At 53.9% G+C, this 15,226-nt stretch carries 11 protein-coding genes; 7 read left to right on the top strand and 4 right to left on the bottom strand.

What is annotated here, in order from left to right; all coding sequences use genetic code 11:
• Window positions 1–108: 108 nt before the first annotated feature.
• Window positions 109–2,037 (bottom strand): ABC transporter ATP-binding protein, encoded by a 1,929-nt coding sequence (locus F8N36_RS10700; RefSeq protein WP_291332802.1) that lies wholly within the window; start codon window positions 2,035–2,037, stop codon window positions 109–111.
• A gap of 383 nt (window positions 2,038–2,420) precedes the next feature.
• Here F8N36_RS10700 and F8N36_RS10695 point away from each other — a divergent pair, with 383 nt between their 5' ends.
• From F8N36_RS10695 to rfbC, 5 genes are all read left to right on the top strand, one after another.
• Window positions 2,421–3,356: an FkbM family methyltransferase gene (locus tag F8N36_RS10695; RefSeq protein ID WP_291332801.1), complete on the top strand. Its 936-nt coding sequence runs from the start codon at window positions 2,421–2,423 to the stop codon at window positions 3,354–3,356.
• Window positions 3,357–3,650: 294 nt separating this feature from the next.
• A complete protein-coding gene (locus F8N36_RS10690; protein WP_291332800.1) occupies window positions 3,651–4,961 on the top strand; it encodes a nucleotide sugar dehydrogenase in 1,311 nt (436 codons plus the stop codon).
• A gap of 13 nt (window positions 4,962–4,974) precedes the next feature.
• Window positions 4,975–6,054 carry a dTDP-glucose 4,6-dehydratase gene (gene rfbB, locus F8N36_RS10685; RefSeq protein ID WP_291332799.1) on the top strand — a complete coding sequence of 360 codons (1,080 nt, stop codon included), beginning with the start codon at window positions 4,975–4,977 and terminating at the stop codon, window positions 6,052–6,054.
• A 13-nt stretch (window positions 6,055–6,067) separates the two neighbouring features.
• On the top strand, window positions 6,068–6,961 hold the full coding sequence (gene rfbA, locus F8N36_RS10680; protein ID WP_291332798.1) for a glucose-1-phosphate thymidylyltransferase RfbA: 894 nt from the start codon (window positions 6,068–6,070) through the stop codon (window positions 6,959–6,961).
• Window positions 6,952–7,500, top strand: coding sequence for a dTDP-4-dehydrorhamnose 3,5-epimerase (gene rfbC / locus F8N36_RS10675; RefSeq protein ID WP_291332797.1), 549 nt, complete (start codon window positions 6,952–6,954; stop codon window positions 7,498–7,500). Before rfbA ends, rfbC begins: the two co-directional genes overlap by 10 nt.
• 89 nt (window positions 7,501–7,589) lie before the next feature.
• Here the strand turns inward: rfbC and rfaD are convergent, their stop codons facing one another.
• Complete coding sequence (rfaD, locus tag F8N36_RS10670) at window positions 7,590–8,573, bottom strand: ADP-glyceromanno-heptose 6-epimerase (protein ID WP_291332796.1); 984 nt, start codon at window positions 8,571–8,573, stop codon at window positions 7,590–7,592.
• 268 nt (window positions 8,574–8,841) lie between these two features.
• Between rfaD and F8N36_RS10665 the strand changes: the two genes are divergently transcribed.
• Window positions 8,842–12,882, top strand: coding sequence for a transporter substrate-binding domain-containing protein (locus F8N36_RS10665; RefSeq protein ID WP_291332795.1), 4,041 nt, complete (start codon window positions 8,842–8,844; stop codon window positions 12,880–12,882).
• 67 nt (window positions 12,883–12,949) lie between these two features.
• Here the strand turns inward: F8N36_RS10665 and F8N36_RS10660 are convergent, their stop codons facing one another.
• Together F8N36_RS10660 and F8N36_RS10655 are read right to left on the bottom strand one after the other, a co-directional pair.
• Window positions 12,950–13,654 carry an LrgB family protein gene (locus F8N36_RS10660; RefSeq protein WP_291332794.1) on the bottom strand — a complete coding sequence of 235 codons (705 nt, stop codon included), beginning with the start codon at window positions 13,652–13,654 and terminating at the stop codon, window positions 12,950–12,952.
• Entirely contained in the window at window positions 13,642–14,043 is a 402-nt protein-coding gene (locus tag F8N36_RS10655) for a CidA/LrgA family protein (RefSeq protein ID WP_291332793.1), read from the bottom strand. Before F8N36_RS10655 ends, F8N36_RS10660 begins: the two co-directional genes overlap by 13 nt.
• Before the next feature lie 172 nt (window positions 14,044–14,215).
• Between F8N36_RS10655 and F8N36_RS10650 the strand changes: the two genes are divergently transcribed.
• Window positions 14,216–15,103 (top strand): LysR family transcriptional regulator, encoded by an 888-nt coding sequence (locus F8N36_RS10650; protein ID WP_291332792.1) that lies wholly within the window; start codon window positions 14,216–14,218, stop codon window positions 15,101–15,103.
• Window positions 15,104–15,226: the final 123 nt, after the last annotated feature.

Raw genomic sequence — 15,226 nt, 5'->3', positions numbered from 1 at the left:
TCGCGGAGACAATTGTTTCAGTTATATCCCAACTTCAGGAAGCTTCATTGAGGCTAGGTCGGTAATGCAGGCCCAGATAACTGGCAGATTGCCTTGGCTGATAGCAGATTATACCGTTTGCCCCGGTGTCTGTGCAAGCGCTGCCTCATATTCGGGCAGTACTTCTGCGGGGCTTCCTTGGCGTACAATACGGCCCTTTTCGACCCAGTAGACGATGTCGCATTCCGCAACGGTGTGCAGGCGATGTGCAATCACGAGCAGTGTTATTGACGATTTCAGGGATGTTACCGTTGCCTGTATTTCCCGTTCTGCGCCCTCATCGAGGGCAGAGGTGGCCTCATCAAAAAACAGGATATCCGGGTTGTCGTAAAGAGCACGGGCTATACCCACTCGCTGCACCTGCCCACCAGAAAGCCGTACTCCGCGTTCACCAATAATTGTATGGATACCTGTGGGAAGATCTTCTAGAAAATCAATGGCGGCCATCTTGCAGCACTTGAGAACCCGCGCCTCATCAATGGGTTCGCCCCACCGGCTGAATGCTATGTTTTCTGCAAGGCTGGCATCTAGCAGATACAGGTTTTGTGGTACATAACCAATTTTAAGCCTGCTGTTTTTGGGGTCCCAGGGCTTGCCATCCACCAGCAGTTGGCCGCTTTCAGGTACCACAAGACCGTTTATGATCGATGACAGTGTGCTTTTACCAGAGCCGGAGGGCCCAATAAGACCGATCATCTTGCCCTTGGGGATCAAAAACGTGATGTGATCAAGCGCAGGTTTGTCGGCGTTTGGATAGGAAAACGTTACATCTTGTAGCAAAATATTATTGCCAAAAGGCAAGAGTTCCCGCTCGCTGATGGCAGGAATACTTTGCGGGGTATCAAGCAGGGTCAGGAACCGTTCCACTATTGGCTGCGAAGTGCGCATGTTCATGATTGCGCCAAGAGCCTTGTTGGCAGCGGGAAGCAGTCTCCACGAAACCGCAGCCAAAAGGGTAATGAGCCCAGTGGTTTCTGCCACGCTGTTGCCAAGGCCTATGAGAAACAACAATACCACAAGCAGCAGAGCCATCCCCGCACTTTCAAGGCACCACTGCGGCAGACCAGGAAACAGCGACTGTTTGCTGGCAATTCTTCTGTATGAATCAATAAACTGCGAGTAAGCATCCATAAAGGCAGCAAGTTTGTCATATATAATGATTTCTCGAATGCCATGCAGCCCTTCCATACAAATTTTTGCATTTTGGATATCATACTCGCGTATGGCAGTGGATAATCCGTAGAGTTGCTTTTGTGCATACTTGTGAATGGCTATTGCAAAAAAGGCGATGGTGCAAAAAAGAAATGCAGACATCACCGGGTTGGCAAAGAGAACGCTGGAGAAAAGGAAAATTGCAATAATCGTTTGCGTCAGTAACGTAAGTAGGGCAACTGAAAAAATTGAAATGTGTGATTTCCAGTTTAACGTCGTCAGAAGTTCTGCCGAATTTTGGCGCGTATGCCATAAATATGGAGCAGTAAGAAAGCTTTGAAACAGCTTTTCACCCATGGCCCAGGCCATGCTTTGGGCAAAATAGTTTTGTAGCCACGTCAGGTAGGCTAACAGTGCATTTTTGGCGGCTGTTGCAATGACGATGCATGTCATAACAACTGCAAGCATGCGCAAAGCGTTGGGAACCTGATCAGGAAAAGGGATGGAGGCGGCAATGACTGGCAGCAGGGGGAAGCGTGTCAGGGCCTCTGGTGAGGACATTGCGACACCCAGCAATGAAATGCCGCCTGCAACGCATATTTCAAACAAACCAATGATTATATTAAGAAAGCAAAGCCATATGAACTGTCTGCGGCTAGCAGTGCTGGCAATGGTGTAAAACTGCTTGGCAATGTGGGTGAGTTTGTATTGAAGCATGAAGTGTGGTAGCGTGCTTGAGGGTATCCGCACAAGCAGCAGGGTGATTGGGTAGCCCTTATCTGGAAGGGGGAGGCGAATGCCAGTGTCAGCTGATTTTCGGATTGGCAATAGTAATGAAAATGCCATCTGCCACCCTTTTAAGCCAGCTATGCAAAATTTTCAATAACATAAAATGCTGTTTGAATTTTTGGGGTGAGCGCAAAAAAGCCCTTCTTTAAACGATTTGCCATGGGCATCCATAGATAGGGTCGCGCTGCCCATGCTGATGGAGAACTGAGGTCTAATTTATTTTGAGAAATCCGTCTGGCCGAAAATCACGGACTCGCGCATTTCCTACTTTTCAACTTGCTTCAAATAGTATATTTGCTGTCATGTTGCCTTTGTAAGGGTGTTTTTGTAGTTATGGAAGCTGGTTTGATAGTGAACTTGAGTTTCGCATACCAAATTGCAAAAAAATCTGCTAGACATAGAAATGTTGACTGACGTTGGGCTGATTTTTGGAGATAGATATGAAAACAAAATGGTTAAAGATCCCTATTATAAAGGCAACCGGAAATCTGTATTATGCAGCTTTGCAGGCTGTTTCACTTGGGATTGTCCGTCATCTTGTGTGGCTTGAAAAAAAGATTGGTCGTAGTCGCCGTGGTTTTACGCAGGATTGTCTTATAGAGCTATGCAACAATCAGTGGCACACAGTTAATCTTGGCAGCGGCGGCTCCACCGGTGCACCTCGCTTCAGTCTTAAGCTCTGTGTCAGTAACTCCCTCCTTTGGTTTAGAGCTGATACTTTCCACACCAAAGAGCCCGAAACCCTGGAGTGGATTAACTCAATGGATCAGGGTGCTACCCTGTGGGATGTCGGCGCCAATGTGGGCCTGTATTCCCTTTATGCCGCCCAGACACGTCAAGCTGCCGTGTACGCCTATGAACCGTCTGTTTTTAATCTGGAAGTTCTGGCAAAGAATATTTTTGCAAACGGCCTTGAAAGCAAAATTGTAATTGTTCCTGTTCCCCTTTCTGATGCTACCGAGTGCAGTACATTTAAACTGAGCAATATATGCAATGGAAGTGCCTGTTCAACATTTGGCAAAGATTTTGGATTTGATGGAAATCCTCTTGAGACAGCCTTTGCGTACTCCACGGTAGGGTCAACGGGCGATTTCTTGGCAGCCAACGGTGTTGTTCCTGTTCCAGACTATATAAAGATTGATGTTGATGGCATTGAGCATCTTGTTCTTTCAGGGATGAAAGATGTTTTGAGTAACGAAAAAGTGAAAAGTGTGCTCATTGAAGGAAACGATGATTTTCATGATCAGGTTGCAACAATATCAGACATAATGCAAAAATGCGGGTTTGTGTTGCAGAAAAAGGTACACTCGGAAATGTTCTCTGGTGATACCCCATTTTCAAATACTTACAATCAAATATGGGTTCGATCGGCGTAATTTTTACAGTTGTCCGTTGCGATAACGTGTCAACGTCGTAGCGTATTTTGTCATTTAATGTTGCGCTCCGTACTTGCATGGACTCAATGCTTGCGATCAGTTGGCAAGGGACACTCGGGTTTGCGGCTAATCACTGTGGCACGTATAAAAGATCATGGCCATTATTGGATCAGACGGATTCGACCGCTGATGGATGCTTGACCGCCAAAAGATTTGGCGGTTTGACTTCACATCATTCGTTGCTTGTGTAGAAAACTTCCCTTAGGGAAAGTTTGTAATACGAAGGATAATCACATGGTTTCATTTGAAGACCTGCGGGACAAAAAATCTTCCGTGGCTGTTGTTGGCCTGGGCTATGTGGGCTTGCCCCTTGCCGTGGCGCTTTCCCACCATTTTGACGTGATCGGGTTTGACATCAACACGGTGCGTGTGGAGGCCCTCAACAAGGGGCACGATTCCACCAATGAAGTGGACGATGCCTCCCTTGCCGCCAGCACTGCGCGCTTTAGCAGCGACGCCACCGAGCTGGGCAAGGCCGGGGTCATCATTGTGGCCGTGCCCACTCCCGTGGACAGCCACCGCACCCCCGACCTCACGCCCGTGATCGGCGCAAGCCGCACCGTGGGACGTCACATGCCCAAGGGCTGCGTGGTGTGCTACGAATCTACTGTGTACCCCGGCGTGACAGAAGACGAGTGCATTCCCTTGCTGGTGAAAGAATCGGGCATGAATTTCCCCGCCGAGTTTACCGTGGGCTACTCGCCGGAACGCATCAACCCCGGCGACAAGGTCCACAGGCTTGAAACCATCCGCAAGGTCGTTTCCGGCTCGGACGAAGCTACTGCCGATCTGCTGGTCAAGGTATATGGCGCAGTTGTTACGGCGGGCATCCACAGGGCATCGTGCATCAAGGTTGCCGAGGCCGCCAAGGTTATCGAAAATACCCAGCGCGACATCAACATCGCCCTGATGAACGAGCTGGCCCTTATTTTCAACCGTCTGGGCATCGACACCCTTGAGGTGCTGGAAGCCGCAGGCAGCAAGTGGAACTTCCTGCCCTTCAGGCCCGGTCTGGTGGGCGGCCACTGCATTGGCGTTGACCCCTACTATCTGACCTACAAGGCCGAAGAGATCGGTTGCCACCCCGAGGTCATCCTTGCAGGTCGTCGCATCAACGACGGCATGGGCAAGTATGTGGCCGAGGTGTGCGTCAAGCGCCTGATCAATGCCGACAAACACGTCAAGGGCGCGCGCGTGGGCCTGCTGGGCTTTACCTTCAAGGAAAACGTGCCGGATATCCGCAATACCCGCGTGGTGGATATTATTGCCGAACTCAAGGAATACGGCATCACGGCCCTTGTGCACGACCCCGAAGCCGATGCGGCTGAAGCCATGCACGAGTATGGGCAGCAGCTGTTGCCCATGAGTGAACTCAACAATCTTGATGTGCTCATTCTGGCCGTGTCGCACGAAAGTTTCCGCCAGCTCAGCCCTGAAGTTATCCGCTCCATGTTTGTGGACGGCAAGATTTTATTGATGGATATCAAAGGATTCTGGGACAAGCAGGAAATGCTTGATGCAGGCTTTGATCTCTGGAGGCTTTAATTCGGGAGAGCACATGCCCTGTCATCTGGTTACAGGCGGTTCGGGTTTTATAGGCTCCTGCTATGTGCTTGAAGCCAGGCGGCGGGGTGTGCGCGTGGTCAATCTCGACAGGTTGACCTATGCGGGCAACCCCGCCAATCTGGCGCCCTTACAGGGCGATTCCGGCTATACCTTTGTGCGCGGCGATATTGGCAATGCCGAGTTGGTGAACTGGCTGCTGCAAAGCCATCAGCCCGACGCCATCGTCAACTTTGCTGCAGAGAGCCACGTGGATCGTTCCATTGTGGACCCCGAAGCGTTTGTGCGCACCAATGTGCTGGGAACAGCCACCCTGCTTCGCGTGGTAGCCCAGTGGTGGGGCGCATTGCCCGCAGAACAGGCGCAGGCCTTTCGCTTTCTGCATGTTTCCACAGATGAAGTATACGGCTCATTGCAGCCCGGCGACCCAGCCTTTACAGAGACAACCCCTTACAGCCCCAACAGTCCATACTCGGCCTCAAAGGCAGCCAGCGACCATCTGGTGCGCGCCTTTCACGAAACATACGGCCTGCCGGTGCTGCTGACCAACTGTTCCAACAATTACGGGCCGCGTCAGTTTCCCGAAAAGCTCATTCCGCTGATGATCTGCAATGCCCTCGATCGCAAGCCCCTGCCAGTGTATGGCAAGGGGGCCAATATACGCGACTGGCTGCATGTGGAAGACCACTGCGCAGCCATTGCCCGCGTGCTTGAGGCTGGCAATGTTGGCCGCTGCTACAACATTGGCGGTCATGCGGAAAAAACAAACCTTGAGGTTGTGCAGGCTGTTTGCGGTATACTCGACAATCTGGCCCCCTCTGTGGCTGGCCCCTATGCCGGTCTTGTCTCCTTTGTGGCAGACAGGCCGGGGCACGATTTTCGCTATGCCATAGACAGCACCCGCATTGAGACCGAGCTTGGCTGGAAGCCCGCCCACAATTTTGAGTCTGGCTTGCAGGATACCGTACGCTGGTATCTTGAAAATACTGCCTGGACAGAAAATGTGCGTAGCGGTGCATACAGGGAATGGATTGCGGTCAACTACGCACAGCGCGGCCCTGGTGGGGGCAACTGAAAAGGGGGGCGGCATGAGCGGCTGGAAGGGCATAATTCTGGCGGGTGGATCGGGTTCACGTCTGTATCCCCTGACCCTGAGCGTGAGCAAACAGCTCATGCCCATCTACGACAAACCCATGATCTATTACCCGTTGTCCATCCTAATGATGGCGGGTATTCGCGATATCTGCCTTATTTCCACACCCGAGCACCTGCCGCTTTACAAGGCCCTGCTGCATGACGGTGCCCAACTTGGTTGCCAGTTCAGCTATGTGGAGCAGCCCCGTCCCGAGGGGTTGGCCCAGGCTTTTTTGCTGGCAGAGCATCATATTGCGGGGCACAACACCTGCCTTGTGCTGGGCGATAACGTGTTTTTTGGTCACGGTCTGCCCGAACTTACACATGAAGCCATGGAAAGAGCGAGCGGGGCCACCATTTTTGGCTACCATGTGCGCGACCCTGAACGCTATGGCGTTGTGGAGTTTGACGAAGCGCGGCGCGTGGTGAGTATTGAAGAAAAGCCCGCCCAGCCCAAATCAAATTTTGCAGTCACCGGCCTGTATTTTTACGACAGCAAGGTGCTTGACATCGCCCGAGCCGTGCGCCCTTCTGCTCGGGGAGAGCTGGAAATTACAGACGTCAACAACGCCTACCTCAAACAGGGCGATCTGCATGTGGAGCTCATGGGACGCGGCATTGCCTGGCTTGATACCGGCACACACGATTCTCTCATGGATGCCGGGGCATTCGTGCAGGCTGTGGAAAAACGTCAGGGCCTCAAGGTGGCCTGCCTGGAAGAAATTGCCTGGCGAAACGGCTACATTACGGCGGAAGACGTGCGCGCACTGGCAAAACCCATGGCCAAGACAGGCTATGGACAGTATCTTATTGAACTTGTGGATGCGGGGCTGGGACAGTGGAAATAGTTCAAACATCCATCGAAGATGTTCTGTTGATCAAACCCAAGCTTTGGGGAGACACCCGTGGGTATTTTGTTGAAACCTGGCAGCAGCAACGCTACGAGGCTGCGGGCATACAGCTGCCCTTTGTGCAGGACAACCACTCCATGTCTGCCAAGGGGACTCTGCGCGGTTTGCATTACCAAAAAACTCGCCCGCAGGGCAAACTGGTATATGTTTCGTTAGGCAGTGTTTTTGATGTCGCCGTAGATATCCGCCCCGGATCCCCCACGTTTGGAAAGTGGTTTGGGGTTGAGCTTTCGCAACAAAACCAGTGGCAGATGTGGATTGCACCCGGGCTGGCGCATGGTTTTGTTGTAACAAGTGATGTTGCCCATTTTCACTACAAATGCACAGACTACTATTGTCCGGAAGACGAGGCGGCCATTCGCTGGAATGACCCCACCATTGGCATTGACTGGCCCCTTGCCGAGCCCCTTCTTTCGGCCAAGGACAGCACCGCGCCTTCGTGGGCCGAGGCCATAGGGCTCAACAGGGCACGATAATATTTTTGCTGGTGGGCAAAACCATGCCCGCCAGCTCTCATTCCACGCGGTTTATTCCTGCCGCAGCCAGCCGTCTTGTCTTGCTTCTCTCAGGCGAGCATCTCTAAGTGAGGATCTTCCTGACTCAGATAATTGTTCACATAGTCGGCAATTCCCTGCTCCAGGGTGGTGAAGGCCCAGGGACAATGCTTTTCCTGCATCCAGCTCATATCAGCCTGAGTGAAATTCTGGTATTTTCCCTTTAATTTTTCCGGCATGTCCACGTAGTCGATGTGCGGCGTTTTGCCCATGGCTGTAAAAAGTGCGCGTGCCAGGTTGTTCCAGGTTTGCGCCTTGCCTGTGCCCACATTAAGGATACCGTTGATGTGCGGGTTCTCAAGCATCCAGAAAATAAGTTCCACGCAGTCTTTTACATAGACAAAATCACGCATCTGCTCGCCATCAGCAAAATCGGGGCTGCAAGACTTGAATAGTCGCAGCTTTCCTGTGGCAGTAATTTCTTCATAAGCCTTGCAGACAACGCTACGCATATCACCCTTGTGGTATTCATTCGGCCCGTAGACATTAAAAAACTTGAGGCTGGCCACGCTGTTTTGCAACTTGTTGTCCAGAATCCACAGGTCAAACAGGTGCTTGGAATAGCCGTACATGTTCAGCGGCTTGAGCAGATGTGTTTTTTCGGGGCTGTCTGAAAATCCCTGCGAGCCATTGCCGTAGGTGGAGGCAGAACTGGCATTGATAAACCGGGCCTCGTGTTCGAGGGCAAAGCGGCACAGCTCAACGGTAAATGCCGTGTTGTTCGCCATCAGAAAATCTGCGTCTGTTTGCGTGGTGGCAGAGCATGCCCCGAAGTGCAGTACTGCCTCGACCGGACCGCCCAGTGCGTTTGCGCGCAGCATGTTCATGAACTGGTCGCGGTGCACATAACGTGTATAGCGCCGGTTGACGAGGTTCTTCCATTTTTCTGAAGAGCCAAGGTTGTCGACAACCATGATGTCAGTAATACCCGCACGGTTCAGGCGCCAGAGCATGGCGCTTCCAATAAAGCCCGCGCCTCCGGTAACGATGTACATATAAACCTCACCATGCAGTGTATGCGCCCCGCGTGGAGCAGTGGCAAAACTGGTTATTATCCGTAGCCATTAGCCAGCATATCCTCACAGACCCGCCCGCGTCAAAGTACCCGCGGCGTTCATGTCGGGCCCGAGCGATTTGGATGAGGTCTCGGGCGCATCGGGCATTATGTCTGTGCTGATTGTATGGAGTTGTATGATTGCAATAATGGCTTTGCTGCTATAATAAATTAGGTATCATTTCTATAAAAGACCGCACGAGGCTTCCATGCTCAGATTACTCCGCATCATGTCCTGCTGTCTGCTTGGTCTGACCCTCGCTTTCGTGCGGCAGGGGGTTTGCGCCCCTGGTGCTGTTTTACCTGTCGATTCGGCAAATTCCATTACAATTGTCTGCATGAAAGACAACGAGCCGCTCTCTTTTACCTCAAAAGCGGGAGAACCCGTAGGGTTCATGGTAGACATGTGGCGGCTGTGGGGCGAAAAGGTTGGACGCCCGGTTAAATTTGTAATGGCCGACTGGCAGGAATCGCTGGATATTCTGCGCGCTGGCAAGGCCGATATCCATTTCAGCATGTATATTACGCCAGAGCGGGCTCGCTGGGCCAAGTTCGGGCCTGCGGTTTCGCCCGGCATGGGCGGGGTGCTGCTCGCAGTGGCTGCAGGCAAAAAAATTATCGATCCAAGCCAGCTGGGCGATTCTGTTGTTTCCGTGCTCGAGGGCTCGCTGCAGGAAGAATACATGCGCGAGCACTTTCCCAATGTGCGCCTGCTGGTTGTAAAAAACGGCAGTGAACTGTTTTTGTCCGTTGTACGCGGTGAGGCGGTGGGGCTTGCGAGTAACTTCCCCTCCGCCTATGGCGTGATAGACAAAATGGGCCTCAACAGCTTTTTTATGCCTCAGGCGATGCCGCTTTTTGTGCGCAACCTGCACCCCGCGGTATTGCGCAACCGTGACGATCTGGCCCAGCTCCTGGACGAAGGGCTCAGTCGCATCAGCCGTGCCGAAATGATGGCCCTTGAAGAACGCTGGATCAGAAATCCCGCCCACAGGGTGTGGGGCAATGTGTCCCGTCCTCTGGTGCTCACCCCCACCGAACGCAGCTGGATCGCAAACCACCCAAGCGTGCGGGTGGCCATTGAAGATGACTGGCATCCAATTGAATTTGTTGACAGCGAAGGGGCATTAAATGGTCTTGGGCTGAATATATTGCAGCTGGCGGGGAGGTATCTGAATATTTCCATGCAACCGGTTGCAGCCTCAGTGCTTAACGATACCTCCAGTGCCCATCAGGCCGATGTCGAGCCATTTCTTGAGGGTACGCCAGCTGCAGACGGCCCCTGGCTGTTTACCAACCCTGTCATGCAGCTGCCGCTAGCGGTGGTCACGCTTGATAGCGAGCGTATGGTAACTACATCGGGCGATCTTGCTGGCAAAAGCGTTGGTGTGCACGACCATGCGGGCCTTGCCGATTATCTGCGCGCGCAGCTGCCACATTCAAAGATTGTCACTGTTCCCAATCAGGATGTCGGGCTTGCCGCTGTACAGAACGGGCAGCTGGACGCCCTGGTCGGGCTCGCCCTCTCGGTGGAATATCTGGTGGTCAACAAGAACCTGCGGGATCTGCGGGTAGGGCTACTGCCGCAACTGCAGTACCCCATGCGCATCGCAGTGCGTTCTGACTGGCCCATTCTTGTGGATATCCTGAACAAGGGGCTTGATAACGTCCCTCAGGACCAGATAACCGCCGTTTCCAACAGGTGGGCAAACCTGCGCATCGAGCGTTCCACGGATTGGGCGTTTGTTGCCCAGATTGCCAGTGTCGTTGCGTTTTTTTTGGGCAGCCTGATAAGTGTCATCCTGATATGGAACCGCAAACTGGCGCGCGAATCAGAAGCGCGCCAGAAGGCGCTTGAGGAAGCAAGGGCCAACGCTTATGCCCTGTGGCAACGCAAGCAGCAACTGCGCAGCATTGTAGATAACCTGCCGAGCCTCATGATGCTCAAAGATGCAGACGCCCGCTACATCATGGCCAACAAGTATTTTGAAACGTTCACGGGCAACCGGGAAGAGGACGTTGTTGGCAAGAGCATATCCGATTTTTTCCCGCCAGAACAGGCAGAATCCGGTATTCAGCAGGACAGGCTGGTGCTCAGCACCGGTCAGGTGCAGCGAACGGAAGAAGTCCGCAATGATGCTGCTGGCGAAAAGCACACCCTGGAAGTAGTGCGGGCTCCGCTCTTTAATCCGGACGGCTCCGTGAGCGGACTTGTGTACATGGGTACGGATATCACCGAGCGCCGGGTGGCAGAGCAGGCCTTAAGACGCGTCCAGATGGAAATGTACCAGATATTCAACGCCGCAGGCAGTGCCATGCGGGTTATTGACTGCAACCTTGTGGTCAAAGAAGTCAACAAAACCTTTGAAAGCAGTTTTGGGTACACGCGCGAAGAGATGATAGGACACTGGTGCGGCGAGCATGCCCGCAGTGACATGTGCGATGCGGATTGCGTGGGCAAGCGCATTCTTGACGGTGCGGCACGAGCTACCAGCAGGCAGAAACGCCTGAGAAAAGATGGCAGTGTGGTCTACTGCGACATGGTGGCAACGCCATTTCTTTCGCCAGATGGTGAATTACTTGGTATTATTGAAGATTGTCGTGATATTACCGATCTGGTTGAAAGCCAGAAGGCCGCGGAGCAGGCCAGTAAGGCCAAGAGTGAATTCCTGGCCAACATGAGCCACGAAATACGCACGCCCATGAACGCCGTAGTGGGCCTGACCCATCTTACCCTGCGCACAAAGCTAACCGCTACACAGCGCAACTATCTGAAAAATATCGATAGTTCTGCAAAATCTCTGTTGCGGATCATTGACGACATCCTCGATTTTTCAAAGATCGAAGCTGGTCGCATGGACATGGAATATCTGGACTTCAATCTGGAAGAAGTGCTTCTGGGTCTGTCCAGCCTTGATACCACCAAGCCCGGGGGCAGAAATATCGAGCTCCTGCTGCGCATCGACAGAGATGTTCCCCTGTTCTTCATTGGAGACCCTCTGCGTCTCGGGCAGGTTTTGACCAACCTTGTGGGCAATGCCATCAAGTTTACACCCATGGGTGAGGTTGTGGTGCGCGTTGCCATGGAAGAGCAGAAAGAACAGAGTGCCTGCCTGCGTTTTACCGTTACCGATACGGGTATCGGCATGGGGCAGGAACAGCTCGACAAGCTGTTCCTGGAATTTACCCAGGGGGATTCTTCCACTACCCGCCGCTTTGGCGGAACCGGGCTTGGGCTCTCCATCAGCAAGCGTATTGTGGAGCTCATGGGCGGCGAAATCAGTGCCGAAAGCGAAATTGGCAAGGGCAGCACGTTTACCTTCACGGTCAATCTGGACATGCAGGAAGATCAGGTGCGCAGGACTTCTCTGCCGCTCAAGAACCTGCAAGATCGCCGAGTGCTGGTGGTGGACGATTCCTTCTCAAGTCGCGAGATTCTGCGCCAGGAACTGGAAGACATGAATCTGCGCGCGGGCATGGCCGACTGCGGCGATGCAGCCCTCGAGGAACTGGTGCGCGCGGCAGAGAGCGGCGATCCCTACGATCTGGTTTTGATGGACTGGAAAATGCCGGGCAACAACGGCATTCAGGTGGTGCGCCTGCTGCGGGGCTGCCGCGAACTGCCGTACATTCCTACCGTGATTATGGTTACGGCCTACGGGCGTGAAGAAATCATGGAAGAAGCTCAGGCCGAAGGTATCAGCCATTTTCTTATCAAACCTGTGAGCCCCTCGCTGCTGCATAACGCCATTCTGGATGTGTTTGGGCAACGGGCTGTGGATGATGACCCCTCTGGCCTGCCGCAGGATCTGCGCATTCCTTCACGCTTCAAAGGCAGCAGGGCACTGTTGGCCGAAGACAACGAGGTGAACCAGCTTGTGGCCAAGGAACTGCTGGAATCATCGGGCTTTGTCGTGGATATAGTGGATTCTGGCCTTGCCGCTTTAAGCATGGCCGAGCAGGCGGAATATGCAATGATATTCATGGACATTCATATGCCCGAAATGGATGGCATTGAGGCCGCCGGCCGGCTGCGGGAAAATAGCCGCTATGACCGCACGCCCATTATTGCCCTTACTGCAGACAGTATGGTGGGTGACAGGGAAAAAAGTCTTGCAGCTGGTATGAACGACCATCTGGCAAAGCCCATTGATCCATACCGGCTTATTGAAGTGGCTACCCAGTGGCTGGAATGGCGCGAGGAAAAGCTGGGCAAGTTCCGCGCGAGTACGCAGAATCAGCAGAGCTAGTGTGGTGCAGATTTAAAGCGGTTGGGGGCGGCAACTGCCATCCCCCAACCGCCGCGGCAAGGCTGGTTTACGGCAGTAGCGGCAGCCGCATCACAATCCACACGGCCACTGGGGCCAGTATCGCAGTACAAATTCCCGCCAAAATCATGGCAAGTCCGCCCATGGCCCCCTGTTCCTCACCTTCCTGCAGGGCCACAGCTGTTCCCTGCGCGTGCGAGATGGTTCCCATGGTCAGGCCCCGCGCAAAGGGGTCTCTGATGCGGATCACGTTGAGCCCCCACAGACCGAAGAGCGAACCAAGTGTGCCTGTGGCCACCACAAAGGCTGCCGTGAGCGAAGGAATGCCGCCATACATGGAGGCTACCTCCACTGCAAAGGGTATGGACACGCCCTTGGGTATGATGGAAATCACCACGTCTTGCGGCAGACCGCCCAACCGGGCCAGCGCCCCAGCCGAAACCATGGCTGCAAAGGCCCCGGTGCACACACTGGCAAGTATGGGCAGAGCCGTGCGCAGCAGCAGATGGCGGTAGCGATACAGTGGCAGGGCAAGAGCCACAGTGGCCGGACCAATAAGCAGGGTCATGACCTGTCGCGCGGGCTCGTAGGTGGCGTAGGGTATGTTGCAGAGCAGCAGCACGGCAATAATGATTGCCGCGCTGCCCGCCACGATGTTGATCAGCGGGTGCTTGTAGCGCAGGTACAGGCTGCGCACCAGGGCATAGGCCAGCACCGTACCCACCACGCAAAGAAATGTGCTTACGATCTGCATGGCGCTTCCTCCTTGTCCAGAGCTTCCTTTTTGTCGGTGCAGCGGCGCAGGCCTCTTGCCATAAAGCCCACGATCACGAGCGGCAGGGCCGTGCTACCCACAATGGCCGCTGCCAGCACCCAGCCGTAGTCATAAAAAACGCCGCCCCACTGCATCAGGCCCACCGCGATGGGCACAAAAAAGAATACCAGGTGGCGCAGCAAAAATTCCGCAGCCAGGCTGATGTGGCTTTCCTTTATAATGCCCGTGAGTAGCAAAAAGAACAGCACTACAATGCCCAGCACATTGCCGGGAATGGGAATACCCGTGAGACGGGTAATCTGGTCACAGCTCAAAAATATGGCCGTTAAAACAGCTGTCTGCCAAAGCAGTTTCCAGGTGGTACGCATGGGATGTCCTGAGGTTCGGGTTGTCAGCCGCCACCCTCCACCACTGGTAGAAATTTGTTGAGTGAGGGTTTTTCCTACCGCGGTGGCGGGTGGCTTGCGGCATACGTTAGGAGATGCTAGATGTCATGGCAAATGAATAAAAATGAAGAAATCAGTCACAAATGGTGAATAAATGGAAGTCTCAGACCTGCGTACATTCATGGCCGTGATGGATTCGGGCAGCATCAGCCATGCAGCCAAAATTTTGCACCGTGTGCCCTCGGGCATTACCGCGCGCATCATGCAGATGGAAGAAGATCTGGGCGTGCAGCTCTTCTTGCGCGAAAAAAAGCGCCTGCTGCCCACAGCCAGGGGGCAAACGCTCTATACCTATGCCCGTAAAATCTGCTCGCTGATGGATGAGGCCGAGCTGTGCGTAAAGGGCATGGAGCCGGGCGGCAGGTTGCGCATAGGCGCGCTTGAAAGTGCGGCAGCCGCGCGGCTGCCCGAAATACTGGCCCGCCTGCACGCGGAATACCCCAGTGTGGAGCTGGAACTTGTAATAGGCACCAGCAGTTCGCTGTATGTGGATGTGCTGGAAAACAGGCTGGACGCGGTGTTTGTGGTTGATGCGCCGCACGATGATCGCCTTGAACGGGTGGCGGCGTTTGAAGAACGGCTGGTGCTCATAGCCACCAGCGGGCATGCGCCCATCCATACGCCCGACGACATCGGCCGCAAGGCGGTGCTCGCTTTTCAGGGCGGCTGTGCCTACAGAAACAGGCTGGTGAACTGGTTTCGGGCTTATGGTTGGGAGCCGCAACATATTGTGGAGCTGGCATCGTACCACGCCATTGTGGGGGGCGTGATTGCCGGCATGGGGGTGGGGGTTGTGCCTGCCTCGGTGCTGGAGCTGTGCCGTACCAATGGCATGCTCTCGGTACACGCTCTTGAACACCCGGTGTGCAACGCCGTTACCGAGCTTGTGTGGCGCAAGGGTATGGCCTCGGCCAACGTGGCGGCGGTTTGTCGCTGCCTCAAACGTTGCGAGTTAAAATCCGCAGATCAGCCTGCGCCTTGAGTGCCCCCGTGCAGCGGTATGCGACAGGCGTGGATGCAACAGTTATGTTCGCCAGCAGCCATGTACCCCAGCAGTCGTGGACGCGGGGATGGTCAGCCGGGGGGGGCCCGGCTGACTTATCTA

It is taken from the genome of Desulfovibrio sp., from assembly GCF_009712225.1.
Lineage (GTDB): Bacteria > Desulfobacterota > Desulfovibrionia > Desulfovibrionales > Desulfovibrionaceae > Desulfovibrio.
The sequence above is the reverse complement of the archived record's forward strand: the minus strand, read 5'-3'. Positions and strand labels throughout refer to the sequence as shown.